Genomic DNA, 21,316 nt, shown 5'->3' with positions numbered 1-21,316 from the left:
GGCTCCTGCTTCGCGCCACGTCGTGGCGCGGGGGAGGGTGCTCAGCCGAGCTGGAGCGTCTCGCCCTCGACGATGAGGTCCGGGTCGTCCAGACCGTTGACCGAGACCAGGGTGTCGATGCTGACGCCGTGCGCGTCGGCGATCTCCGCGAGGGTGTCGCCGCGCTGGATGGTGTAGTTCCCGGAACCGCCCTGGGCGTCCGCGGGCACCAGCATGACGTCGCCGGCGAAGATCAGTGCGCCACCGTGGGAGAGGTCGTTGAGACCCACCAGGTGGTCGACGGACACGTCGTAGGCGTGGGCGATGCCGGAGGTGGTCTCACCGTGCGCGATGACGTGCTCGCTGGTGGCGGTACCGGCAGCCTTCTCCTGGACGGGTGCGGCCTCCTGGACCGGGGCGGCCTGCTCCTGCACGGGCTCCTGGACCGGAGCGGCCTGCTGCTGCGGGGCGGGCTCCTGGACCGGGGCGGGCTCCTGCTCGACCGGGGCCGGGGCGGCCTCCTCGACGGGCTCGCTCGGCTCCTCGGGGGCGGGCTCGGCGGGCTGTCCGCCACCGGCGGTCAGGCCGGCCTCGACGGAGCACACCGGCCAGGCGCCGGGGCCCTGCACCGCGAGGACGTTCTCGGCGATGTCGATCTGCTGGGCGCGGGAGGCCAGGTCGGCGCGGGGGGCGTAGTCGGTACCGCCGAAGCCCTCCCAGGTGCTCTGCACGAACTGCAGGCCGCCGTAGTAGCCGTTGCCGGTGTTGATGTTCCAGTCACCGCCGGACTCGCACTGGGCGACGGCGTCCCAGGTGGCGTCCGAGGCTGCCTGGGCGGAGGTGGCGCTGGCGACGCCGGCGACGGCAGCGAGGCCGGTGGCTGCGGCGAAGGCGCCGAGACGGGTGGAGCGGGGGGCACGGTGCTTCATGGGGGGACTACCTCACGATGTCGGGGTGCAGGGAGCGGTCCACGGCAGGTCACGAACTGCCGGACCGCCATCCACCGTGGGGGACGATTCTGAGAAAGTCCAGGTGGCGTCGGCCTCAGTGCCTGATGTCCGCGGAATACCGCTCCGTGATAGTCCCGTGATCAGCAACGACGCCGTCCTGTCGTGACTATCCTCACATCTTCGGTCCGGGCCTGCCGAACCTCTCAGGCCGGCGCGAGGAGTTTGTAGTGCAGTCGCACCGCGGTGGCCGACCACAGGGCCAACCGGTGGTCGGTCCGCAGGGTCCCCTCCCCGTCCAGGTACACGTGGAACGTCTCCCGGATCGGCGCGCGGGCGGCGTACGTGCCCCCTTCGTGGACGAGGACGTAGGCACCGTCCTGCCCGAACGCCCCGCCAGGTGACTCGAGCAGCAGGCCACCGGCGGGGGTCACCCGCGGGCGCAGGAACACCTGCACGTTGCCCGACTCCAGCGGGAAGGCGACGTGCACGCTCGGGCGCTCGGCCCCGGGCAGGGTGCGGGCCGAGTAGCACCCGCTGTAGACGAACTCGCCGGTCGACCGGAGCCGGCGCACCCACGCCGCGGCCAGCTGCCGGTCGGCGGTGTCGGCGATCACCGTGATGGCACTGTCCATGCCGTGCGCCACGTCCAACGGGCGGGTCGGGATCGACAGCTGCTGCACGCGGCGGCCGAACAGCCGAGAGACCGCGGCGCCCGCCGGGGCGAAGGGTGCGCTCCACTGGGTCCAGACCTCCATCCGCCACGCGGCGGTGTGCTCGTAGAAGTCCCTGACCTGGGGGAGCAGGTCCGCGGCCCGGAAGCCCGGCCCGTCCAGCTCCGCCATGTCGGCCAGCAGGCCCGCTGCGGCGCGCTCGGCCCGGACCGTCCCGCCGTAGGCGGCGCCGGCCCCGGCCAGCCACCCGTCGGCCACCCGGCTGCCCTCGCTCGTCGGTGCCCGCAGCCACCGGTGCGCGCCGTCGACGTCCACGCGTCGACCGGTATGCCGCCAGAAGAGCCGGGTGCCCCGGTCCAGGCCGGCGGTGAGGGTGGTGGTCATGGGCAGGGCCATGGATCCCACGCTAGCCACTGGCGTGAGTGCTCACGCCCGCGCTCGGTCGTCACCCCGGGGACCGGGTGCCCCGGCCAGGTCCCGGTAGAGGCGGACCAGATGCTCCGCGGCCGCCGCGCTGTCGAAGCGGGCGGCGATGCGGGCGGAGGCCTGCTGCCAGCGCGCGCGCTCGCGGTCGTCCTCCCGCAGCAGGGCGATGGCTGCGGCGAACGTCCCGTCCTCGCAGCGCAGGACGTCGTCGCCGAAGGTGTCGTCGTACTCGGGGAGGTCGCGGGCCACCACCGGCAGCCCGACGCCCGCGGCCTCGAGGATGCACATCGGGTGGTTCTCCTGCTCGGCCGGCAGGCAGAACACGTCGGCCGCCTGCAGGTACCGCCGGACCTCCGGGTGCGGCACCACGCCGGGTAGCAGCAGGTTGTCCGGGGCCCGCTCCATCAGCCGACGCATCGCGCCGTGCTCCGCGGCCAGATGGGTGAACGGCATACCGCCCACCCAGACGAAGGTCGTCCCGGGGTGCTCCCGCGCGAGCCGGTCGAAGACGTCGATCCGCTTGCGTGGCTGCACCTGGCCGACCCCCACGACGACGAAGGCGTCCTCGGCCAGTCCCAGGTCCTGCCGGGCGCGGGTCCGTGCCTCCGCGGTCGTGGCGTAGGCCGCCATGTCGATGGTGTTGTGCAGGACCTCGATCCTCTCCGGCCGGACCGAGAGCTCCTCCTCCAGGACCCGCGCGACGGTGCCCGAGACCGCAAGCACCTTGTCGGCCCGACCGTAGAACCACCGCATGTAGCGCCGGGCGAGCGGCCGCCACAGCCTCGCCAGCCGGATGGACCCGACGAGCGAGTCGGGGATCACGTGGGCGGACACGACCGTCCTGGCCCGCGGATCGAGCAGCTTGCGCCACACCGCCACCCCGAGGGTATGCAGGTGGTAGACGTCGCAGTCCACCCTGCGGTGGTAGGCGCCCCGCACCAGGGTCACGTCGTCGCGGCGCTCCAGCGCGCCGGCCAGCTCGTCGTAGGCCGTGTGCACGCCGTGGCCCTGGACCGAGATGTCGCTCTCGCTGGCCATGTTGACGACGAGCCGGCCACTGGGGCCGGTGCCGGTGCCGCCGCTCATGACGCGAACCACGGGACGAGGTGCTGGAGCAGGGTGAGGACGCCGAAGCTGTAGATGATGAGCGCCCAGGGCTTGAGCAGCAGGATGACGAGGAGGAAGGTCCGCAGCCGCATCCTCGACATCCCGGCCAGGTAGCAGAGCAGGTCGTCGGGGGCGACCGGCAGTGCGATGGCGATCGCGAACCAGCGGGTGAAGTGCGGGTGGTCGAGCCAGCCGAGGTAGCGCTGGACCGTGGCCGGTCGGAACCGGGCGTGCAGCAGGTCGCTGCCCACGTGCCGGGACAGCAGGAAGACGGCGGTCGAGCCCAGACAGGTGGCGGCGTAGGCGGTGAGGGTGCCGAGCACCGGGCCGAAGAGCAGGGGTGCGGCCAGGATCGTGGCCGAGCCGGGGACGACCGGGACGATGGACTCCCCGGCACCGATCACGGCGTAGACCGCCGGTGCCGCGGGCCCGAGGCCCGCGAGGACCTCCTGGAGCCGGTCGACCGAGGTCAGCACCCCGGACCCGGCCCCCCACGCGACGAGCACGGCGACCAGCAGCCAGCCGGCCAGCGCGATCCGGCGCGACCAGCGGAGGAAGGCGGTCGCGGTCGCGGTGGGCTGCGGTGGTGGCGTGGCCGACACCTCCTGGGGGCTGACGGGTGCGGTCGCGGTCAGGACGCTGCTCATGCGGCCCACCGTGCGGTGGCGACGCAGCCGCGGGCCCGGTCGTAGGTCGCGCAGACGGCGTCCACGAAGGCGGCCCGCCCGAACCCGGAGGCCGTCCGGGTGGCGCCGTGCGACCAGCGACGTCGCAGGGCGGGGTCACGCAGCAGCCAGGTCAGCGCCCGGGCGAAGTCCTCGGGCTCGCGGTAGCGGCGGCCGTTGTGACCGTCCTGCACGATCCCGTCCACCGAGGCATCGTCGCGGCACAGCACCGGCACCCCGCTGGCCAGCGCCTCCAGGAAGGTCAGCCCCTGGGTCTCGCTGCGCGAGGCGGACACGAAGACGTCCGCCAGCCGGAAGTAGTCGGGCACCTGCGCCGGGTCGACGGCGCCGGCGAACCGGACCCGGTCACCCAGGCCCAGGCGCTCCACCTGGCGCCGCAGCGTCCCCGCCTCCGGTCCGTCGCCGGCGACGACCAGCTGCCACGGCTCGTCCCGGACCCGGGCCAGCAGCTCGATCGTCTCGGTGACGCTCTTCTCCGCGGCCAGCCGACCCAGGCTGAGGATGACGGGGACGCCCGGGGTCAGGCCCAGGGAGGCCCGCAGCGACTCCGAGGCCTCACCGGGGGTGAAACGGGCCAGGTCGACCCCGGTGGGCACGACCGCGATCGGGACGCGCACCCCGTACCCCCGGAGCAGGTGCTCGATCTTGGCGCTGGGCGCGATGACGGTCGTCGTGCGGTTGAGCGTCTGCCGCGCGAAACCGGCGCACAGCGAACGGCCGATGCCCTTGTGCGGGAAGAAGTAGTGGCTGTAGTCGGCATAGAGCGTGTGGTACGTGTGCACGTGCGGTGCCCGGAGCTGGTGGGCCAACCGGCGGGCCCACCAGAACGCCACGAACTCGGTGTGCGAGTGCAGCACGTCCGGGCGCCACGCGAGCAGGTCGGCGAACGTCTCGGCGTCGACCGGGCGCCCGAGCCGGGCGTGCGGGTAGATGTGGCTGGCGTCCAGCGAGGGGAGCCGGTAGACGCTGCCGTCGAAGGTGGTGCGCCGGACCGGGCCGACGGTGAGGACGCGGACGTCGTGGCCCGCCTCCAGCAGCCCCTGGCGCAGCTCGTCGATGGAGGTGACCACACCGTTGACGGTGGGCCGGTAGGAGTCGCTCAGCAGCAGCACCCGGCGTGGCCGGGCGGCGTGGCGACCCGGGGACGGGTGCCGGGGGAGGATCCTCATGCCTGCAGGGTGTCGGACCTGGGCCGGGCCCGTCATCATCCTGCGGTCTGCGACCCCTCCGTCCATGGTCGGAGATGCGTGGGCCTCGGGACGGGTGACCCTCAGGTCGGGGGCGGCGAGCGGCATACCTCCAGGTTCGCGGCCTGAGGGGTACGGCCGACAGGGTGGGAGCGGTCCGACCGGGAGGGGGTTAGCCCCCCGTGCCCGAGTGCGGTCGCGATAGCCGGACCTTCATCGCGCTACAGGGCGATGAAGGTCGTGCTACCCCGACCGCACTCCTGGGTGGGTGTGCCTGAGGCCCTGGGCGGGTATGCCTGGGGCCGGCGGCGCTCAGCCCTGCTCGGTGGGCGCCGGCTGGGCGGGCTTGTCGACCAGGTCGCCGCCGTCGGAGTGCAGCAGCGCCAGCACGTCCAGCCCGGTGGTGCGCTTGACCACCTCGAGCGTCTCGTGCAGGTTGCCGGCCACGCTGCGCGACAGCTGTCCGGCGCCGTCGTTGGAGATCACCGTCAGGTCGTCGATCGAGGCCAGCGGGGCGGCCAGCTCGCGGGCCAGCTGCGGGAGCATCTCGATGACCATCTGCGAGATGGCGGCCTGACCGTACTGCTCGAAGGCCTCGGCGCGGCGCTGCAGCGTCTCCGCCTCGGCCTCACCGCGGGCCCGGATGGCGGCCGCGTCGGACTCACCCTCGGAGCGCACCGCCTCGGCCAGCGCCTGCCGGCGGCCCCTCTCGGATTCACCCTCCAGGCGCACCCGCTCGGCGTCCGCCTGCGCGGCCAGCTTGGCTCGCTCGGCGTCGGCGGAGGCGGAGAGGCGGACCCGGTCGGCCTCCGCCTCTGCCTTGGCGATGGCGGTGGCCTTGCTCGCCTCGGCGGTGAAGATCTCGGAGTTGCGCTGTGCCTGCGCCTCCTGCTCCTTCTGGTACCGCGCGGCGTCGGCAGGCTTGCGGACCTGGGTGTCGAGCTGGCGCTCGGTCAGCGCGGCCTGCCGCTCGGCGACCCGCTCCTGGCTGGTGAGGACCTCCTGGTCGCGCTCCGCCTTGGCCAGGTCACCGGCGGCCGCGGCGTCGGCGGCGGCCCGGTCGGTGTCCGCCTTGAACGAGGAACGGCGCAGGTCCAGGTCGCGCTGGGCCTCGGAAATCTCCTCCTCGGCCTTCGCCTCGGCCTGGCTGGAGGCCTGCCGCGAGTTCGCCTCGGCGATGGCCGCGTTCTGGGCGGCCACCGCGGCCTCGGGCCGACCGAGGTCGGTGAGGTACTGGCTGTCGTCGCTGACGTCCTGGATCTGGAAGGTGTCCAGCACCAGACCCTGGTTGCTCAGCGAGCTGATCGACTCCTCGGCCACCTGGGCGGCGAAGGCGGCCCGGTCGCGGATGATCTCGTCGACCGTCAGGGTGCCGACGATGGAGCGCAGCGAACCGGCCAGCACCTCCTGGGTGAAGCCCTCGATCTCGTCCTGCTGGTGCAGGAACCGCTGAGCGGCCGCCCGCACGAAGTCCTCGGTGCCGCCGACCTTGACGATCGCCACCGCGTCCAGGTTCAGGCGGATGCCCTGCTTGGAGACGGCACCGGTGATCCGGACCGAGATGCGGCGGGAGGCGAGCGACAGCGAGTGCCGGCGCTGGGTGAGCGGGGTGACGAAGACGCCACCGCCCATGACCACCTTCTGCCCCGACAGGTCGGTGGTCACCTTCCCCGTCTCGGGGTTGGTGACAGCCTGGCCCTTGCGTCCGGTGATGATGAACGCCTCGGACGGACTGGCGATCTTGTAGCGCGTCGCCACGACGAGCACGGCGACCAGCGCCAGCACGACGAGGACCGGGATGATGATGAACAGACCGAGACCGAGATCCACTGTGACCCACTCCAGAACGAGATGAACGACGCCGCCCCTCCGGCAACGCACGTCGTCATCCTGTCAGACGCGCACAGGTGCGCGCCGGGCCCGGTCCGGCACGTGATCTGAGAGGATCGTCGGGCGCGGGCCGGAGGGGTGCCCGCCTACCGGAAGGAACGTGGTGCCATGTCGGTCCGTCAACGCCTCCTGGTCGGGGGGCTCGGCAGCCTGGCGGTCGTGGGGACCGCCGGCGGCCTCTTCCTGGCCCGGGCCCCCGAGCACGCCGCCACCGAGATCCAGGTGGAGGACACCGCAGGCATCCTCTACGAGCCCGACCTGCGCGCCGGGATCGAGCAGGTCCGCTTCTACGAGCCGACGACGGTGGCGGTGTTCACCCACGAGGGCGGAGCCGAGGCTCTCACCGATGACCTGGCGCTCAACGACGCCGTCCTCGACTACGCGCGTGAGACCCGCACCGACTGGCTCAGCGAAGACGAGCAGACCTGGGCGGACGACCTCTACATCTTCGCGGTCGACCCGGAGGGCCGCCTGGTCGGTACCTACTTCGGGGACAACCGCGCGATCCCGGAGCCGGCCCAGCTGGACATCCAGGACGAGACCAGGGACGACCTGGGGGCGGGGCAGTGGACCGACGGCTCGATCGTCGGTGTGCAGGAGGCCGCGGACCGGATGAACGCGCCCTTCATCCGCAGCACCGGCGGGATCATCGTCGGCCTGCTGGGGTCCGCGGCCGCCCTGGTCGGTGCCGGGACCTATGCCGGTGTCGGGATGACCCGGGCCCGCCGCAGCCGCGCCGCCCGGGAGGAGGGGGACCGGAGCATGGCCAACGTGGTCCGGGACCAGGAGGAGACCGAGCTGCACGCGCACCTCATCCCCGAGGACTCCCGCTACGGCGGTCTCATGCTGGGCCGCTACGACGAGTACACCCGGGGTGTGCGCGAGCTGACCGAGCTCGGCAACCAGGCCAAGGGCATACCGGAGCGCGACTACGACCGGGCCGCGACCGTGGCGACGCTGACGACATACCGGGACAAGGCGGTGGAGATGGACGGGCTGGACGACGTTATCGCCGACAGTGCCGCCTTCCTGAACCGGGACCGGGCCTGGGTCGAGGCGTGGGAACGTCAGGTGGCACCGTTGCGCGCCGACCTGGAGGGCACCGACGAGCTGATCACCGACACCCTGCCGGAGGGGGTCCGGGGGGAGCCGGAGACGCAGACGCTGCGCGAGTTCTCCACCGCCACCCTGGGTGAGCTGGACCGGATGCGCCAGCAGCTCGAGGACCGCGAGCTCACCCCGGACGACGCGCTGGACCGCCTGAAGGAGCGTCGGGACGAGCTCAGCGGACACCTGGACGCGCTCGCCGGCGCCACGGCCACCGCCTACAGCGACGACTCCGAAGAGCGCGAGACCATGAAGGACGCGCTGCGCAGCGGCCGCCGCTCCCGCACCCACGAGCCGACGATCCTGGCGACCACGAACCCGACCTGGACCTGGTTCGCGCTGTCGTCCTTCCACAGCGGCTACGCCCACGGGGAGTCCGAGGTCCAGCAGGCCCGCAGCCAGGCGTCCTCGGGGTCCTCCTCGGGGTACAGCAGCAGCAGCGGCGGCAGCTTCAGCGGCGCGGGGAGCTCGTCCCGCTTCTGAGCACGAAGGAGACAGCGCATGGAGAGCCCGGTCCAGCAGTACCTGCAGGCGATCGCCGATGCCTGTGCCAGCACCGACGGTGCGGTGGCCGGCTACATCCCCGAGCTGGCGGCGGCCGACCCGGACCGGTTCGCGATGTGCCTGGCCACCGTCGACGGTCAGGTCTACCGGGTCGGTGACGCCTCGCACCGCTACAGCATCCAGTCGATCTCCAAGCCGTTCACCTACGCGCTGGCGCTGCAGGACCTGGGGGTGGAGGCGGTGACCGCCAAGGTCGGGGTGGAGCCCTCCGGCGACGCCTTCAACGAGATCTCCCTGGCCCCGGGCACCGGCAGGCCGCGCAACCCGATGATCAACGCCGGTGCCATCACCGCCGCGTCCCTGGTCGACGGGACCGACGGCGCGGACCGCTTCGACCGGGTGCTGGCCTGGTACGGCCGGTTCGCGGGTCGTGAGCTGGCCGTGGACGAGGCGGTCTACACCTCCGAGCTGGCCACGGCCCACCGCAACCGGGGGCTGGCGCACCTGCTGCGCGAGTTCGACATCCTCACCGGTGACCCCGAGGAGGTGCTGGACCAGTACATCCGCCAGTGCGCCATCTCGGTGGACACCCGCGACCTGGCCCTGATGGCCGCCACCCTCGCCAACGGCGGGGTCCACCCGCGCGGCGGCGAGCCGGTCCTGGAGCCCGGGGTGGTGGAACGGGTGCTCTCGGTGATGACGACCTGCGGCATGTACGACGCGGCCGGGGACTGGGTGTCCTCTGTCGGTATGCCCGCCAAGAGCGGCGTGAGCGGCGCCATCATCGGGGTGCTGCCGGGCCAGGTCGGGGTCGCCGTCTTCTCGCCGCGGCTGGACGGGCACGGCAACAGCTCCCGTGGGGTCACCCTCTTCGAGCGGATGTCCACGGACATGGAGATGCACCTGATGCACGTCAGCCGGGGCTCACGCTCGGCGGTGCGCAACGCCTACTCCCTCGCCGAGGGGCTCTCCCGCAGCCGGCGACGCCCCGCGGAGCAGGACACCCTGGCGCGGGTGGCGGACCGAGCGATGGTCTACGAGCTGCACGGTGACCTGCTCTTCGCCGGAGCCGAGGCGATCGTCCGCACCGTCGTCGAGGACGACCCGGAGCTGGCCGTCTTCGACTTCTCCCACGTCAACGAGATCGCCATGGTGAGCCGGCGCACGCTGGTCGCGCTGCGGGACCGGATGCGCGAGCAGGACGCCCTCGCGGTGGTCGTCGACCCGGAGGGTGTGCTGCCCGACCCGGACGCCGGCACCGACCGCGCGACCCGTTACTTCCCGGACGTCCCGGCGGCGATCGCCTGGTGCGAGGACGAGCTGCTGTCCCGGTACGGCGGCGACGTGGCCGCCCACGACCCGGTTGCCGACCACCCCCTGCTGGCTCTGCTGGACGACGAGCAGTGCAGCGCGGTCCAGGCCGTGATGCACGAGAGCAGCTACCGGGCCGGTGAGGTGGTGCTGGCCGCCGGCGGGGCGTTCGCCGGGGTCCACCTCATCGTCGAGGGCAGTGCGTCGGCGCGCGCCACCGGGCGGGACGGCCGGTCGGTCACCCTGGTGGTGATGGGGGCCGGCACCTCGTTCGGCGAGCTGGCACTCGGGACCGGTGACGTGCAGGAGACCGAGATCGTCGCCGACAGCGACCTGCGCCTGCTGGTGCTGCCCGCGGACCGGCTGGAGCGTCTCACCCGGGAGCAACCGGCCCTCGCGCTCGCCGTCTGGCAGGCCATCGCCCGGGACGGCTACCGGGTGGCGGACCGGGCGCTGCGCCGGGGAGCGGTCCACCAGCACCAGGGCTGAGGGGGCTCCGACCGGTCAGCCGTCCGTGGCCCCGTCCTCCGGACCCCGCGCGAGGCGCAGGTGCCGTCCCAGCCGGGGCCGGGCCTCCTCGAGCACCGCGTCCAGGCCGCGCACGGTCGGGTCCGGGTAGAACCCTGAGGTCTCGCTGGCACGGTAGTACAGGCCGGCCGGGCGGTGGGCACCGTCGACCTCGTGCGGCCAGGGCAGGTAGATGACGGTGACCGGCTCGCCCTCCAGCTCGACCTCTGCGCTGCGCGGGGTCTCCTGCTCCGTCGGGAAGCTCAGGATGGTGGCACCCTCGCCGTCCCCGGACCCCGGGTGCTGCTCCGGCAGGTCAGCCACGGTCCTGCTCCGCCGCGTCCTTGAGCCGCACCAGGGTCTGCTCGATGCCGTCCCGGTTGCGCGTCGGGAACCGCAGCACCTCGACGAGGCGGCGGGACATCCCGGTGTACCGGGAGTAGTCGAACTGCTCGGTCACCCGGGTGCGCTCACCGGGGAGCGGCTCCAGCAGGTAGCGCCAGCGGTGGCCACCGAAGTGCCGCCAGGCGATCCGGCGGTCGGCCTCGAACTCCACGACGGTGTTGGTGATCCGGTAGGGGGCACCGAACATCCTCATCCGGGCCCCGAAGGTGGCGCCCTGGCTGAGCCGTTCCGGGCCCTCGACGCTGCGCACCGACCCGGAGCCGTCGATCCGGCTGTGCTGCCGCGGGTCGGCCAGGATGGCGAAGACCACCTCGGCAGGCGCGTCGACGTCGATGCTCGCGCTGACGATCTGCTGCTCGTTGCTCATGGGTCCATCATGGGGGCACGGCGCCGAGGGGGCGCACCGAGGAGGAGGGCCGATGAGCACGCTGACCGAGCTGCTGGGACGACACGTCGCCGAGGGCACCGCCCCCGGCATCCTGGCGGCCCTGGGATCCGCCGACGAGGCCCCGGAGGTCGCCGCCGCGGGAGACCTCGCACCGGACGCCGTGGTCCGGATCCAGTCGATGACCAAACCGGTGCTGGCGGTGGCCACCCTGCGCCTGGTGGCCGCGGGCCGCCTCGACCTGGACGAGCCGGTGGGGCGGTGGCTGCCCGAGCTCGCCGCGCCCCGGGTGCTGCGCACCCCCGAGGGTGAGCTGGACGACACCGTCCCGGCGCGGAGTCCGGTCACCGTCCGGCACCTGCTCACGAACACCTCCGGCTACGGGATGATCCTCACCCCCTCCCCGCTGCAGACGGCGATGGCCGAGCGCGGGATCGAGGCGGGACCGCAGCCGTGGGCGCTCCCCGCCGACGACTGGCTGTCGACCCTGGCGGGACTGCCCCTGGTGGGCCAGCCCGGGGAGGTATGGCGCTACCACCACTCCTTCGGGATGCTCGGCATCCTGCTGACCCGGGTGCTCGGCCGGCCGTTGGGCGAGCACCTCGCCGAGGACCTGCTGACGCCGCTGGGCATGGTGGACACGGCGTACCTGGTGCCGGCGGAGCAGGCGCACCGGTTGCCCGCCGCCCACCGGCGGGAGGAGGACGGCACCCTCGTCGAGGTCGACCCGGCCAGCAGCGGCCCCTTCGTGGCGGCGTCGGGGGGAGCGGACCGGGCGGACGGGGCGCCGGACCTCAGCCACGGCGAGCTGGTGTCGACGCTGCACGACTACGCGGCCTTCGCCCGGATGCTCGCCGCCGGCGGGGTGCACGACGGGCGACAGATGGTCGACCCCGGCCTGCTGCACCTGATGCGCACCGACCAGGTGCCGGCCGTCGCGAAGACACCGGACAGCTTCTTCCCCGGCTTCTGGGACACCAGCGGCTGGGGGTTCGGGGTCGCGGTCGAGACGACCGGCCCGCACGCCGGACGCTACGGCTGGTCCGGTGGGCTGGGCACCGACGTCTTCGTCGACCCCGACGGCCGGTACGGCGTGCTTCTCAGCCAGGTCGAGATGGGCCCACCCACCTTCCGGCTCATCGCCGACCTGCAGCAGCTGTGAGGCGGCGTCCTCCCCTTCCTGCTCAGCCGTAGGTCGGGTACTGCGGCCAGCCCTGCGGGCTGTCCTCCCAGTCCTGCTGCCGGCCGTAGCAGGTGCGGTCCATGATGTGCGCCACCGGCAGGATGGCCTCGGTGCCGCGGGCCCGGGTCATGTAGGTCAGGTAGGGGACGCCGTCTCTGAGCAGGTAGTAGGAGTAGCCGGGCAGCGGGAACGGGGAGCCGTCCTCCCCGGGCACCGTCCACCCCCAGTCGTCGTGGTAGGTCGTCGGACCGGAGGAGACCCACGTGTGGTCCCATCCGTGACCCTTGCGCCACCGCTCCAGCTTCTCCACCGGCCCGTGCGAGACCAGCGCGAAGGCGATCCCCTCGTCGTCCAGGCGGGCCATGTCAGCCGGCAGGTTGTCCACCGCCCAGGTGCAGCTGGGGCACCCCTCCTCCCAGTCCGGGCCGAACATCACGTTCTGGACCAGCAGCAGGTAGTGGGCGCCGAAGAGCTCGACCAGGCTCACCGGCCCCTCCGGTCCGGCGAAGGCGTAGTTCTCCACCCGGACCATCGGGAGCCGGCGCCGCGCAGCTGCCGCCCGGTCGCCCATGCGGGTCACCTCCTTGTCGCGGGCCACCTGCTCGGCCAGGGCCGCCTCGAAGGCGTCACGGTCGACGACGGGGGGCGCGGCCTCGGGCCGCCGGGTCTTGTCATGGGTCTCGGTGCTCATGGGTGGTCGGACCACGTCCGCGGGCGGATGTCATCGGTCCGGCGCGTCGCGGCAGGCGCGCTCCGGGACCGACTGGCATAGGTTCGGGACGTGCATACCTTCCACCTGGCGACGGTGCCCGCGCACGTCACCGCCGCGGCGCTGCGCCGGGGACCGGCCCCCGACCGGGTGCCCGGGCTGCGGCATGCCGAGGCGATGTGGACGATGCGGCTGGGCGCCCCGGTCGTCTCCCCGCACCGGGTGCAGCTGCGACGGCTGGCCCTCTTCGCCGCCTGGGAGGACGAGGCGGCGCTGGAGTCCTTCCTGGCCAGCGACCCGCTGGGCCACCGGCTGTCCACCGGGTGGCACGTCCGGCTGCAGTTCCTGCGGCGCTGGGGCCGGGTGCGCGGGCTCGACGACCTGCCCGAGATCGCCGGCCGCTCCGACCCGGCCGAGCCGGTGGTAGCGGTGACGCTGGCCCGGATGCGGCTGCCAGAGGTGCCCCGCTTCATCCACTGGGGCCGGCCGGTGGAGCGTCTGGTCCGCGACCACCCGGCCACCACGCTGGCGCTCGCCGCGGCACGTCCACCACGCACCGTGTCCACCTTCTCGATCTGGGACTCGACCCGGGAGATGACCGGCATGGTGCACGGGCGCAGCGACGTCGAGGCGCCCCGACGGCACGCCGACGCGATGCTGGAACGGGATCGGCGCGACTTCCACCACGAGTTCACGACGCTGCGCTTCCGCCCCCTCTCCGAGCACGGGTCCTGGGAGGGTCGCAGCGGTCTCGTCCGACGTTACGATGGCGACGCACCCTAGCGCCGAGAGCGAGCGATGGAACACCGAGCACGCAGCCGGGACGGCAGCATCCACGTCACCGACGAGCGGATCAACACGATCTCGCACCTCATCGGGTCGTGCTTCGCCGTGCTCAGCGCGGCCGTGCTGCTGTCCGAGGCCGGGGCGGCCGGTGACCCGTGGACCATCGTCGGGCTGAGCATCTACTGCGCCTCGCTGGTCACCCTGTTCGTCTGCAGCACGCTGCACCACGGGCTGGACCGCAGCCCCCGGACCAACGACATCCTGCGCACCTTGGACTACACCTCGGTGTTCTTCCTGATCGCGGGCACCGTCACCCCGATCGTGCTGGTGCTGGCCCGGAACACCTTCGGGTGGGCGGTGCTGGGCACCGTCTGGGGCGTCGCCGTGCTGGGGATCGCGGCCCGCTCGGTCTGGATGGACCTGCCCAAGTGGGTCACCAACACCCTCTACATCGTGCTCGGCTGGATGCCGGTGGTGCTCGTCTTCGGGGGGCTCACCCTGCCGCTGGGGGCGCTGCTGCTGATGGGCGCCGGCGGCATCCTCTACAGCGTGGGCTTCGTCGTCTTCATCGTGGAGCGCCCCAACCCGGTGCCCGGTGTCTTCGGCTTCCACGAGATCTGGCACCTCATGGTGATGGCCGCCGCGGCCCTGCACGTGGTCCTGATGTACGGCTACATCCTGTGAGCCGCAGCCTGCGCATCGTGCGGCGCTCGCCGCGGACCCGGGCGGTGGTGCTGGTGCTGCACGGTGGGCAGGCCCGCAGCGACGAGCCGACCACCTGGCGCCAGCTCTCGGTGTGGCGCAGCCGGTGGCTCGCCGGCTCGCTGGCCCGGGCCGGTCGCCGGGACGGGGTCAGCGTGGCGTTCCTGCGGTATGCCGTCCGCGGCTGGAACGACGGGGCGCCGGTGGCGGACGCCCGGTGGGCGTTGGACGAGCTGCGGCAGACCTGGCCCGGGGTGCCGATCGGCGTGGTCGGCTACTCGATGGGCGGCCGGGTGGCCCTGCGCCTGGTGGGCGAGCCGGACGTCGCGGCGATGGCGACCGTCTCCGCCTGGGTGGAGGCCGCGGACCTGCCGCTGATGGAGCCCACCGCAGATCTGCCGGTGCTGCTTCTGCACGGCGCGGACGACCAGGTCACCACCCCGTGCGGGTCGCTGCTGACCGCCACCCGGCTGCGCGAGGCGGGGGCGCTGGCCCGGGCCGACGTGGAGCAGCCGGACACGCACGCCATGGTGCGGCGCGCCCGGACCTGGCACCGGCTGGTGGCCGAGCACCTGCTGGCCCACCTGCTGCCGGACGAGGTCACGGTCTCGCGTCCGCCCTCGGCCCCGCGGTAGGCATACCTCAGCCGGTCACGAGGGCCGCCGACCTGCGACGTGTCGACCCCCGGGGCAGACTGGGGGGATGGAGCAGCAGAGGGCCGACACGTCCGTGCGCACCGCGCTCAGGGTGAACGAGCACAGCGTGGAGGTCGAGCACGACGCCCGCGTCACGCTGCTGGACGCCTTGCGCGACCACCTGGGCGTCACCTCGGTGAAGAAGGGGTGCGACCACGGCCAGTGCGGGGCCTGCACGGTCCTGCTCGACGGGCGGCGCGTCCTCTCCTGCCTGACGCTGACCGCCTCGCTGCAGGACGCACAGGTCACCACCGCCGAGGGGTTGGGCACCCCGGACGACCTCGGCGACCTGCAGCAGGCCTTCGTCGACCGGGACGCGCTGCAGTGCGGCTACTGCACCCCCGGGCAGGTGTGCTCGGCGCAGGCGATGCTGACCGAGGCCGCGGAGGGTATGCCCTCCCACGTCACCACCGCGCAGGCGCTGGCCGACCCCGAGGCGGCGGTCGAGCTGAGCGACGAGGAGATCCGGGAACGGATGAGCGGCAACCTGTGCCGGTGCGGTGCCTACGTCAACATCCTCGCCGCGATCCGCGACACCGCGACCGGGCGGGCGCGCGGCTGATGCACCCCTTCACCTACGAGCGGGCCACCGGCGTCAGCGACGCCGTCCGGCGTGCTTCCGCCGGGGCCGGCGACGTCGCCTACCTCGCCGGCGGCACCAACCTGCTGGACCACCTGCGCCTCGGGGTGCGGGCCGTGGACCGGGTGGTGGACGTCAGCCACCTGGACCTCGCCGCGGTGACCGAGCTGCCCGACGGCGGGATCTCGCTGGGGGCGATGGCCCGCAACAGCGACGTCGCCGCGCACCCGCTGGTGCGCGAGCGCTTCCCGCTGGTGAGCGCGGCCATGCTCGCCGGGGCGTCCGGCCAGCTGCGCAACATGGCCACCATCGGCGGCAATTTGCTGCAACGCACCCGCTGCGTCTACTTCCAGGACACCACCACGCCCTGCAACAAGCGCGAGCCGGGCACCGGCTGCTCGGCGGTCGAGGGCTACGGCACCTACAACGCGCTGCTCGGTGCGTCCGAGCGGTGCGTCGCCGTGCACCCCTCGGACCTGTGCGTGGCCCTGGCCGCGCTGGACACCACCGTCGTGGTCGAGGGCGCCGACGGGCCACGGCGCCTCGACTTCGCCGACCTGCACCGGCTGCCCGGGGAGCACCCGGAGCGCGACACCACCCTCGACCCCGGGGATCTGATCACCGCGGTGGAGCTTCACGGGCCGGCCTTCGCCCGTCACGCCCGCTACCGCAAGCTGCGGGAACGGGCGTCCTACGCCTTCGCGACCGTCTCCGTCGCCGCCGCGCTCGAGGTGACCGACGGCCTGGTCTCCGGCGTCCGTCTCGGGCTCGGCGGGGTGGCGCACGCCCCGCACCGGGCCCACCGCGCCGAGCAGCTGCTGCTCGGCGGGCCGGCCACCCACGAGGCGTTCACGGCGGCCGTCGACGCGGAGCTGGAACCCGCGAGGACCGGGCCCGGCAACGCCTACAAGGTCACCCAGCTGCGCCGGGTGGTGCCGGCGGTGCTCGCCGAGCTGGCCGGCGCGGGCGCGGCAGGTGCGCGATGAGCACGTCGGGTGACCGGGCCAGGGTCGACGGCCCGGCCAAGGTCGCCGGGCTGGCGCCCTACGCCTACGAGCACCCGGTGCCGGACCCGCTGTACCTGTTCCCGGTGCTGGCGGGCATCGCCCGCGGCGAGATCACCGACCTGGACACCACCGCCGCGGAGGCGGTGGACGGGGTCGAGCTGGTGCTCACCCACCGCACCGCACCCCGGCTCCGGGTCCGGCTGGTGCCGACCCTGTCGATCCTGCAGAGCACCACCGTGCGCTACCGCGGTGAGATCGTCGGCGCGGTCGTGGCCCGCACCCCGGAGGCGGCCCGGCACGCAGCGTCCCTGGTCCGGGTGGAGTATGCCGAGCACCCGCACCTGGCCGGGCTCGACGAGGACCACCCGTCGATCCGCACCCCGCTGCAGGTGATGGGCGCCCGCGGACGGCAGAGCCACGGCGACGTGGACGCCGCGCTGCGGGAGGCGGCATACCGGGTGCAGGAGAGCTACCGCACCCCGCAGAACGTGCACAACCCGATCGAGCCGCACGCGGTGACCGCCCGGTGGGAGGGCCGCGGCCGCGGGAGTGCCGGCGGCACCCGGGTCACGCTCTGGGAGAGCAACCAGGGCCCGCTGCCCTCCCAGTCGCTGGTCGCGGGGGCGTTCGGGCTGCTGCCCGGGCAGGTCCAGGTCGTCGCCCCCTACGTCGGCGGCTCGTTCGGCACCAAGGGGATGCCGCACCCGCACGTGATCCTCACCGTGATGGCGGCCCGGGCGCTGCCCGGCCGGTCGGTGAAGACCACCCTCACCCGCCCGCAGATGTTCGCCGGTACCGGGTACCGGCCCGCCAGCACGCAACGGGTGGCGCTCGCCGCCGACGGGCAGGGGCGGCTGACCGGCATCGAGCACGACACGCTGGCGCCGGTCTCCCGGGTGCTGGCCTGGGCCGACCCGACCCTGAACGTGACCAGGATGATGTATGCCGCGCCCGCCCGGCGCACGGCATACCGCCAGCTGCAGCTCGACGTCGCGCCCGGCAGCTTCATGCGCGCCCCGGGCGAGTACACCGGGATGTTCGCGCTGGAGACGGCGATGGACGAGCTCGCGCACACGGCCGGGATCGACCCGATCGAGCTGCGCCGGCGCAACGAGCCGGGGACCGACCCCGAGTCGGGCAAGGAGTGGAGCAGCCGGCACCTGATGACCTGCCTGGACGAGGGGCGTCGCGTCTTCGGCTTCACCCCCTCCGTCGGCACCCGCACCGAGGGGGCGTGGCGCCTCGGGATGGGGGTGGCCGCGGCCACCTTCCCGATGCAGTACTTCGCCCCCAGCCTCGCCCGGATCACTTTCACCGGCGGCGGCTACGTGGTGTCCCTGCAGGCCAGTGACATCGGCACCGGCGCCTGGACCGTGCTCCCGCAGATCGCCGCCCAGGCGCTCGGGGTCCCGGTCGAGCAGGTGCGCGCCGACATCGGTGCCAGCGCCCGTCCGGCGGCGATGATCGCCGGGGGCAGCAGCGGCACCTACACCTGGGGCGGCGCGATCATCGAGGCGGCCAGGGCGTTCCGCGCCCGGCACGGCGCCCGTCCCGACGAGGGAGCCACGGTCCGGGCGCGGGGACGGATGCCCGCGGGGATGCGCAAGCGGTCCCGGCACGCCTTCGGTGCGCACTTCGCCGAGGTGGCGGTCGACGACCTCTCCGGGGAGGTGCGGGTGCGCCGGCTCTACGGCCACTACGACGCCGGGCGCATCATCAACCCGCGCACGGCCCGCAGCCAGTTCGTCGGCGGGATGACGATGGGACTGTCCGGGGCGCTGCACGAGGAGGCGTACCGCGACCCCCGGTTCGGGCACGTCGTCACCCAGGACCTGGCCAGCTACCACATCGCCGCGCACGCGGACGTGCTCGAGGTCGAGGCCGGGTGGGTGGACGAGCCCGATCCCTGGTTCGGCCCGACCGGCGCCAAGGGCATCGGGGAGATCGGCATCGTCGGGGTGGCGGCCGCCATCGGCAACGCCATCTTCGACGCCACCGGGACCCGGTTGCGCGAGCTGCCCTTCACCCCGGTGCGGGTGCTGGAGGCCCTGGACCGGTGAGCGCCGTGCGGGTGGGCGTGACCGGGAGCGCGGACCCTGCGGACGCCTGGCGGCGGTACGTGACCCGCGGCGAGTGGGCGGGATGGGCCCCGCACATCCGCGGCGTGCGGCCGGACGGCTCACCCGTGCGGCCGGGGCAGCGAGGGGTGGTGCTGGGACCGCTCGGGCTGCGCCTGGGCTACCAGGTGCTCGCCCGTGACGACCGGCTCCGGCGCTGGTCCTGGCGGGTCGGACCGGGGCCGTTCGGGGTGCGGATGGAGCACGGCGTGGACGCGCACCCGCACGGGTGCCGGGTGTGGGTCGACCTGCACCTGCCCCGTCCGGTGGCCGCCAGCTACGCGCCGCTGGCGCGGGCCGCGCTGCGAGGGCTGGCCGGCTGAGGCATACCGGGTGCCGGTGTGTCCCCGTTTGGGGAACGGGGACGACTTTGGTTCGCTGAGGTATGCGCACCCGTCGCCGGTCGGTCGTACCGGCACTCGCCCTGGCCCTGGTCGTCCCGCTCGCCGCCTGCGAGCCGGGCATCGGCGGCAGCCCGCAGGAGGTCGCCGATCAGGTGGCGGCGGGTCTGGAGTCCGGTGAGCTCTCCGGCGTCCCGCTGGTCGACGGCACCGCCGAGGCCGCGCAGGAACGTCGGGAGCAGGTCTACGCCGGCCTGGGCGAGGTGCCCCTGCAGGTCGACGTGCTCGAGGTCACCGAGGCCGGCGAGGACAACCGCGCCGAGGCGACGCTGCGGCTCACCTGGGACCTGCCCGGCGAGGGGGAGGACCTGAGCCAGGAGGTCCCGTTGCGGATGCGCGTCTCGGAAGGGGACTGGGCGGCATCCTGGCAGCACGCGCTGCTGGGCGTGCCATCCGGTCAGGTGCTGCAGCTGCAGCAGGTGCCGGCGACACGCGCCGACGTGCTGGACGCCGAGGGTGACCCGCTGGCCACCTCGCGACCCGTGTGGCGGTTCGGGATCGACAAGACGCGCGTGCCGGCCGCCGAGGCGGAGGACGCCGCCCGGGCGCTCGCCGAGGCCGCCGACCTGGACCCGGAGGACTACGCGGCGGCCGTGTCCGCGGCGGGGGCAGAGGCCTTCGTCGAGCTCATCACCTACCGGCAGAGCGACGACGAGGGGCGCGCGCTGGCCGGGGACGTGGAGGGCATCGAGGGGGCGGCCGCGGTCGAGGACGAGCAGGTGCTGGGCCCCACCCGCACCTTCGCCCAGCCACTGCTGGGAACCGTGGGACAGGCCACCCAGGAGATGATCGAGGGACGGCCCGAGGAGCTGGAGCCCGGTGACGTCGTCGGGCTCACCGGGGTGCAGGCCGCCCTGGACGAGGAGCTGCGGGGGGAGCCCGGGCTGGCCGTGCTGGCGGTCGACGAGGACAGCTCGGCCTCCGAGACCCTGCTGGAGCGTGACCCGGTCACCCCCGACCCGGTCCGCCTCACCCTGCGCACGGACCTGCAGCGGGCCGCCGAGGAGGCGCTCGCCGACCTCGAGCCACCGAGCTCGCTGGTGGCGATCGACCACACCACCGGGGACGTGGTCGCGATGGCCAACGGCCCCGGCTCGGCCGGTGCCTCCACCGCCCTCAGCGGCCAGTACCCACCCGGCTCCACCTTCAAGCTGGCCTCCGCGCTGGTGCTGCTGCGCGGCGGGCTCACCCCGTCCAGCACCGTGCGCTGCGAGCCGTCGCTGACGGTGGACGGGTACAGCTTCGGCAACGTCACCGGCTACCCCGAGTCGGCGCTGGGCGACATCACCCTGGAGACGGCGATGGCGAACTCGTGCAACACCGCCCTGATCGGTGAGCTGGACGAGATCCCGATGGACGAGCTCGCGGAGGCGGGCGCCGACCTGGGGCTGGGCGGGGTGTGGGACATGCCGGTCACCGCCTTCAGCGGGGCGGTGCCGGAGGCGGCCGAGAGTGACACCGAGCACGCCGCCAGCCTCATCGGTCAGGGTCAGGTGCTGGCCTCGCCGACCGCGATGGCGGTGGTCGCGGCGAGCATCGCGCACGGCGGCACGGTGGTGCCCCGGGTGGTCGCGGACCAGGAGGTGCCGGAGCCGGAGGGCTCGCTGGAGCCGGAGGAGGCGGCGGACCTGCGCACGATGATGCGCGCCGTCGTCACCGACGGGGGCGCCCAGCTGCTCGCGGACAACCCCGGACCCGAGGTCCTGGCCAAGACCGGCACCGCCGAGTTCGGGTCCGAGGACCCGCCGCTGACGCACGTCTGGATCGTCGGGATCCAGGGGGACCTGGCCGTGGCCGTCTTCGTCGAGGAGGGCGAGTTCGGGTCCACCACCGCCGGCCCGGTGCTGGACGAGTTCCTCACCGAGGTGGCCGGCGGCTGAGCCCGTCACCGCCCCCGCGGCCCCGCTAACCCCCAGGGGTGGTGTGGGATCGCGGAAACGCGCCTACAGTGAGGCTCATGACGGTATACGGCACGAGAATTATCGGGTGAACGGCTCCACGCACCACAGGTCGGAGCCCCT

At 73.5% G+C, this 21,316-nt stretch carries 20 protein-coding genes; 11 read left to right on the top strand and 9 right to left on the bottom strand.

Annotation, left to right across the window (positions count from 1 at the left end; genetic code table 11):
* Positions 1-41: 41 nt before the first annotated feature.
* From ACI3EY_RS00635 to ACI3EY_RS00610, 6 genes are all read right to left on the bottom strand, one after another.
* Positions 42-908: a transglycosylase family protein gene (locus ACI3EY_RS00635; protein WP_405039049.1), complete on the bottom strand. Its 867-nt coding sequence runs from the start codon at positions 906-908 to the stop codon at positions 42-44.
* Between the two features lie 224 nt (positions 909-1,132).
* Positions 1,133-1,996 (bottom strand): hypothetical protein, encoded by an 864-nt coding sequence (locus ACI3EY_RS00630; RefSeq protein WP_405039048.1) that lies wholly within the window; start codon positions 1,994-1,996, stop codon positions 1,133-1,135.
* A 30-nt stretch (positions 1,997-2,026) separates the two neighbouring features.
* On the bottom strand, positions 2,027-3,112 hold the full coding sequence (locus tag ACI3EY_RS00625; RefSeq protein ID WP_405036936.1) for a glycosyltransferase: 1,086 nt from the start codon (positions 3,110-3,112) through the stop codon (positions 2,027-2,029).
* On the bottom strand, positions 3,109-3,780 hold the full coding sequence (locus ACI3EY_RS00620) for a TVP38/TMEM64 family protein (protein ID WP_405039047.1): 672 nt from the start codon (positions 3,778-3,780) through the stop codon (positions 3,109-3,111). Before ACI3EY_RS00620 ends, ACI3EY_RS00625 begins: the two co-directional genes overlap by 4 nt.
* Positions 3,777-4,988: a glycosyltransferase gene (locus ACI3EY_RS00615; RefSeq protein ID WP_405039046.1), complete on the bottom strand. Its 1,212-nt coding sequence runs from the start codon at positions 4,986-4,988 to the stop codon at positions 3,777-3,779. Before ACI3EY_RS00615 ends, ACI3EY_RS00620 begins: the two co-directional genes overlap by 4 nt.
* 330 nt (positions 4,989-5,318) lie before the next feature.
* Positions 5,319-6,836 (bottom strand): flotillin family protein, encoded by a 1,518-nt coding sequence (locus ACI3EY_RS00610; protein ID WP_405036933.1) that lies wholly within the window; start codon positions 6,834-6,836, stop codon positions 5,319-5,321.
* Between the two features lie 168 nt (positions 6,837-7,004).
* Between ACI3EY_RS00610 and ACI3EY_RS00605 the strand changes: the two genes are divergently transcribed.
* The gene (locus ACI3EY_RS00605; protein ID WP_405039045.1) at positions 7,005-8,486 is read left to right on the top strand and encodes a DUF5129 domain-containing protein; all 1,482 of its coding nucleotides are present in this window, start codon (positions 7,005-7,007) and stop codon (positions 8,484-8,486) included.
* An 18-nt stretch (positions 8,487-8,504) separates the two neighbouring features.
* Complete coding sequence (glsA, locus tag ACI3EY_RS00600) at positions 8,505-10,307, top strand: glutaminase A (protein ID WP_405039044.1); 1,803 nt, start codon at positions 8,505-8,507, stop codon at positions 10,305-10,307.
* Positions 10,308-10,322: 15 nt separating this feature from the next.
* Here glsA and ACI3EY_RS00595 read toward each other — a convergent pair whose 3' ends face one another.
* Positions 10,323-10,649: a hypothetical protein gene (locus ACI3EY_RS00595; RefSeq protein ID WP_405036930.1), complete on the bottom strand. Its 327-nt coding sequence runs from the start codon at positions 10,647-10,649 to the stop codon at positions 10,323-10,325.
* Positions 10,642-11,097 carry an SRPBCC family protein gene (locus tag ACI3EY_RS00590; protein ID WP_405039043.1) on the bottom strand — a complete coding sequence of 152 codons (456 nt, stop codon included), beginning with the start codon at positions 11,095-11,097 and terminating at the stop codon, positions 10,642-10,644. Before ACI3EY_RS00590 ends, ACI3EY_RS00595 begins: the two co-directional genes overlap by 8 nt.
* Before the next feature lie 52 nt (positions 11,098-11,149).
* Here ACI3EY_RS00590 and ACI3EY_RS00585 point away from each other — a divergent pair, with 52 nt between their 5' ends.
* The gene (locus ACI3EY_RS00585; RefSeq protein ID WP_405039042.1) at positions 11,150-12,277 is read left to right on the top strand and encodes a serine hydrolase domain-containing protein; all 1,128 of its coding nucleotides are present in this window, start codon (positions 11,150-11,152) and stop codon (positions 12,275-12,277) included.
* A gap of 22 nt (positions 12,278-12,299) precedes the next feature.
* On the opposite strand, the gene ACI3EY_RS00580 is transcribed toward ACI3EY_RS00585, so the two are convergent.
* Complete coding sequence (locus ACI3EY_RS00580; RefSeq protein ID WP_405039041.1) at positions 12,300-12,989, bottom strand: DUF899 family protein; 690 nt, start codon at positions 12,987-12,989, stop codon at positions 12,300-12,302.
* Between the two features lie 90 nt (positions 12,990-13,079).
* On the opposite strand from ACI3EY_RS00580, the gene ACI3EY_RS00575 reads away from it, so the two are divergent.
* From ACI3EY_RS00575 to ACI3EY_RS00540, 8 genes are all read left to right on the top strand, one after another.
* Complete coding sequence (locus ACI3EY_RS00575; protein WP_405039040.1) at positions 13,080-13,790, top strand: hypothetical protein; 711 nt, start codon at positions 13,080-13,082, stop codon at positions 13,788-13,790.
* Between the two features lie 15 nt (positions 13,791-13,805).
* Positions 13,806-14,477 carry a PAQR family membrane homeostasis protein TrhA gene (gene trhA, locus ACI3EY_RS00570; protein WP_405036925.1) on the top strand — a complete coding sequence of 224 codons (672 nt, stop codon included), beginning with the start codon at positions 13,806-13,808 and terminating at the stop codon, positions 14,475-14,477.
* Positions 14,474-15,130 (top strand): dienelactone hydrolase family protein, encoded by a 657-nt coding sequence (locus ACI3EY_RS00565; RefSeq protein WP_405039039.1) that lies wholly within the window; start codon positions 14,474-14,476, stop codon positions 15,128-15,130. The genes trhA and ACI3EY_RS00565 overlap by 4 nt, the downstream gene beginning before the upstream one ends.
* Positions 15,131-15,197: 67 nt before the next feature.
* The gene (locus ACI3EY_RS00560; RefSeq protein WP_405039038.1) at positions 15,198-15,752 is read left to right on the top strand and encodes a 2Fe-2S iron-sulfur cluster-binding protein; all 555 of its coding nucleotides are present in this window, start codon (positions 15,198-15,200) and stop codon (positions 15,750-15,752) included.
* The gene (locus ACI3EY_RS00555) at positions 15,752-16,756 is read left to right on the top strand and encodes an FAD binding domain-containing protein (protein ID WP_405039037.1); all 1,005 of its coding nucleotides are present in this window, start codon (positions 15,752-15,754) and stop codon (positions 16,754-16,756) included. Before ACI3EY_RS00560 ends, ACI3EY_RS00555 begins: the two co-directional genes overlap by 1 nt.
* Positions 16,753-18,837: a xanthine dehydrogenase family protein molybdopterin-binding subunit gene (locus ACI3EY_RS00550; RefSeq protein ID WP_405039036.1), complete on the top strand. Its 2,085-nt coding sequence runs from the start codon at positions 16,753-16,755 to the stop codon at positions 18,835-18,837. Before ACI3EY_RS00555 ends, ACI3EY_RS00550 begins: the two co-directional genes overlap by 4 nt.
* Positions 18,834-19,217 (top strand): SRPBCC family protein, encoded by a 384-nt coding sequence (locus ACI3EY_RS00545; RefSeq protein ID WP_405039035.1) that lies wholly within the window; start codon positions 18,834-18,836, stop codon positions 19,215-19,217. The genes ACI3EY_RS00550 and ACI3EY_RS00545 overlap by 4 nt, the downstream gene beginning before the upstream one ends.
* Before the next feature lie 62 nt (positions 19,218-19,279).
* Positions 19,280-21,175 carry a penicillin-binding transpeptidase domain-containing protein gene (locus ACI3EY_RS00540; RefSeq protein WP_405036919.1) on the top strand — a complete coding sequence of 632 codons (1,896 nt, stop codon included), beginning with the start codon at positions 19,280-19,282 and terminating at the stop codon, positions 21,173-21,175.
* Positions 21,176-21,316 lie beyond the last annotated feature (141 nt).

The sequence above is a fragment of the Serinicoccus shuyuelongi genome (assembly GCF_045032955.1).
GTDB lineage: Bacteria > Actinomycetota > Actinomycetes > Actinomycetales > Dermatophilaceae > Ornithinicoccus.
The sequence above is the reverse complement of the archived record's forward strand: the minus strand, read 5'-3'. Positions and strand labels throughout refer to the sequence as shown.

Coding starts and splice junctions, on each gene's coding strand:
- glsA (WP_405039044.1), top strand. CDS start 8,505: ATGGAGAGCCCGGTCCAGCAGTACCTGCAGGCGATCGCCGATGCCTGT.
- ACI3EY_RS00585 (WP_405039042.1), top strand. CDS start 11,150: ATGAGCACGCTGACCGAGCTGCTGGGACGACACGTCGCCGAGGGCACC.
- ACI3EY_RS00555 (WP_405039037.1), top strand. CDS start 15,752: ATGCACCCCTTCACCTACGAGCGGGCCACCGGCGTCAGCGACGCCGTC.
- ACI3EY_RS00590 (WP_405039043.1), bottom strand. CDS start 11,097: ATGAGCAACGAGCAGCAGATCGTCAGCGCGAGCATCGACGTCGACGCG.
- ACI3EY_RS00630 (WP_405039048.1), bottom strand. CDS start 1,996: ATGGCCCTGCCCATGACCACCACCCTCACCGCCGGCCTGGACCGGGGC.
- ACI3EY_RS00615 (WP_405039046.1), bottom strand. CDS start 4,988: ATGAGGATCCTCCCCCGGCACCCGTCCCCGGGTCGCCACGCCGCCCGG.
- ACI3EY_RS00625 (WP_405036936.1), bottom strand. CDS start 3,112: ATGAGCGGCGGCACCGGCACCGGCCCCAGTGGCCGGCTCGTCGTCAAC.
- ACI3EY_RS00580 (WP_405039041.1), bottom strand. CDS start 12,989: ATGAGCACCGAGACCCATGACAAGACCCGGCGGCCCGAGGCCGCGCCC.
- trhA (WP_405036925.1), top strand. CDS start 13,806: ATGGAACACCGAGCACGCAGCCGGGACGGCAGCATCCACGTCACCGAC.
- ACI3EY_RS00635 (WP_405039049.1), bottom strand. CDS start 908: ATGAAGCACCGTGCCCCCCGCTCCACCCGTCTCGGCGCCTTCGCCGCA.
- ACI3EY_RS00620 (WP_405039047.1), bottom strand. CDS start 3,780: ATGAGCAGCGTCCTGACCGCGACCGCACCCGTCAGCCCCCAGGAGGTG.
- ACI3EY_RS00540 (WP_405036919.1), top strand. CDS start 19,280: ATGCGCACCCGTCGCCGGTCGGTCGTACCGGCACTCGCCCTGGCCCTG.
- ACI3EY_RS00550 (WP_405039036.1), top strand. CDS start 16,753: ATGAGCACGTCGGGTGACCGGGCCAGGGTCGACGGCCCGGCCAAGGTC.
- ACI3EY_RS00560 (WP_405039038.1), top strand. CDS start 15,198: ATGGAGCAGCAGAGGGCCGACACGTCCGTGCGCACCGCGCTCAGGGTG.
- ACI3EY_RS00605 (WP_405039045.1), top strand. CDS start 7,005: ATGTCGGTCCGTCAACGCCTCCTGGTCGGGGGGCTCGGCAGCCTGGCG.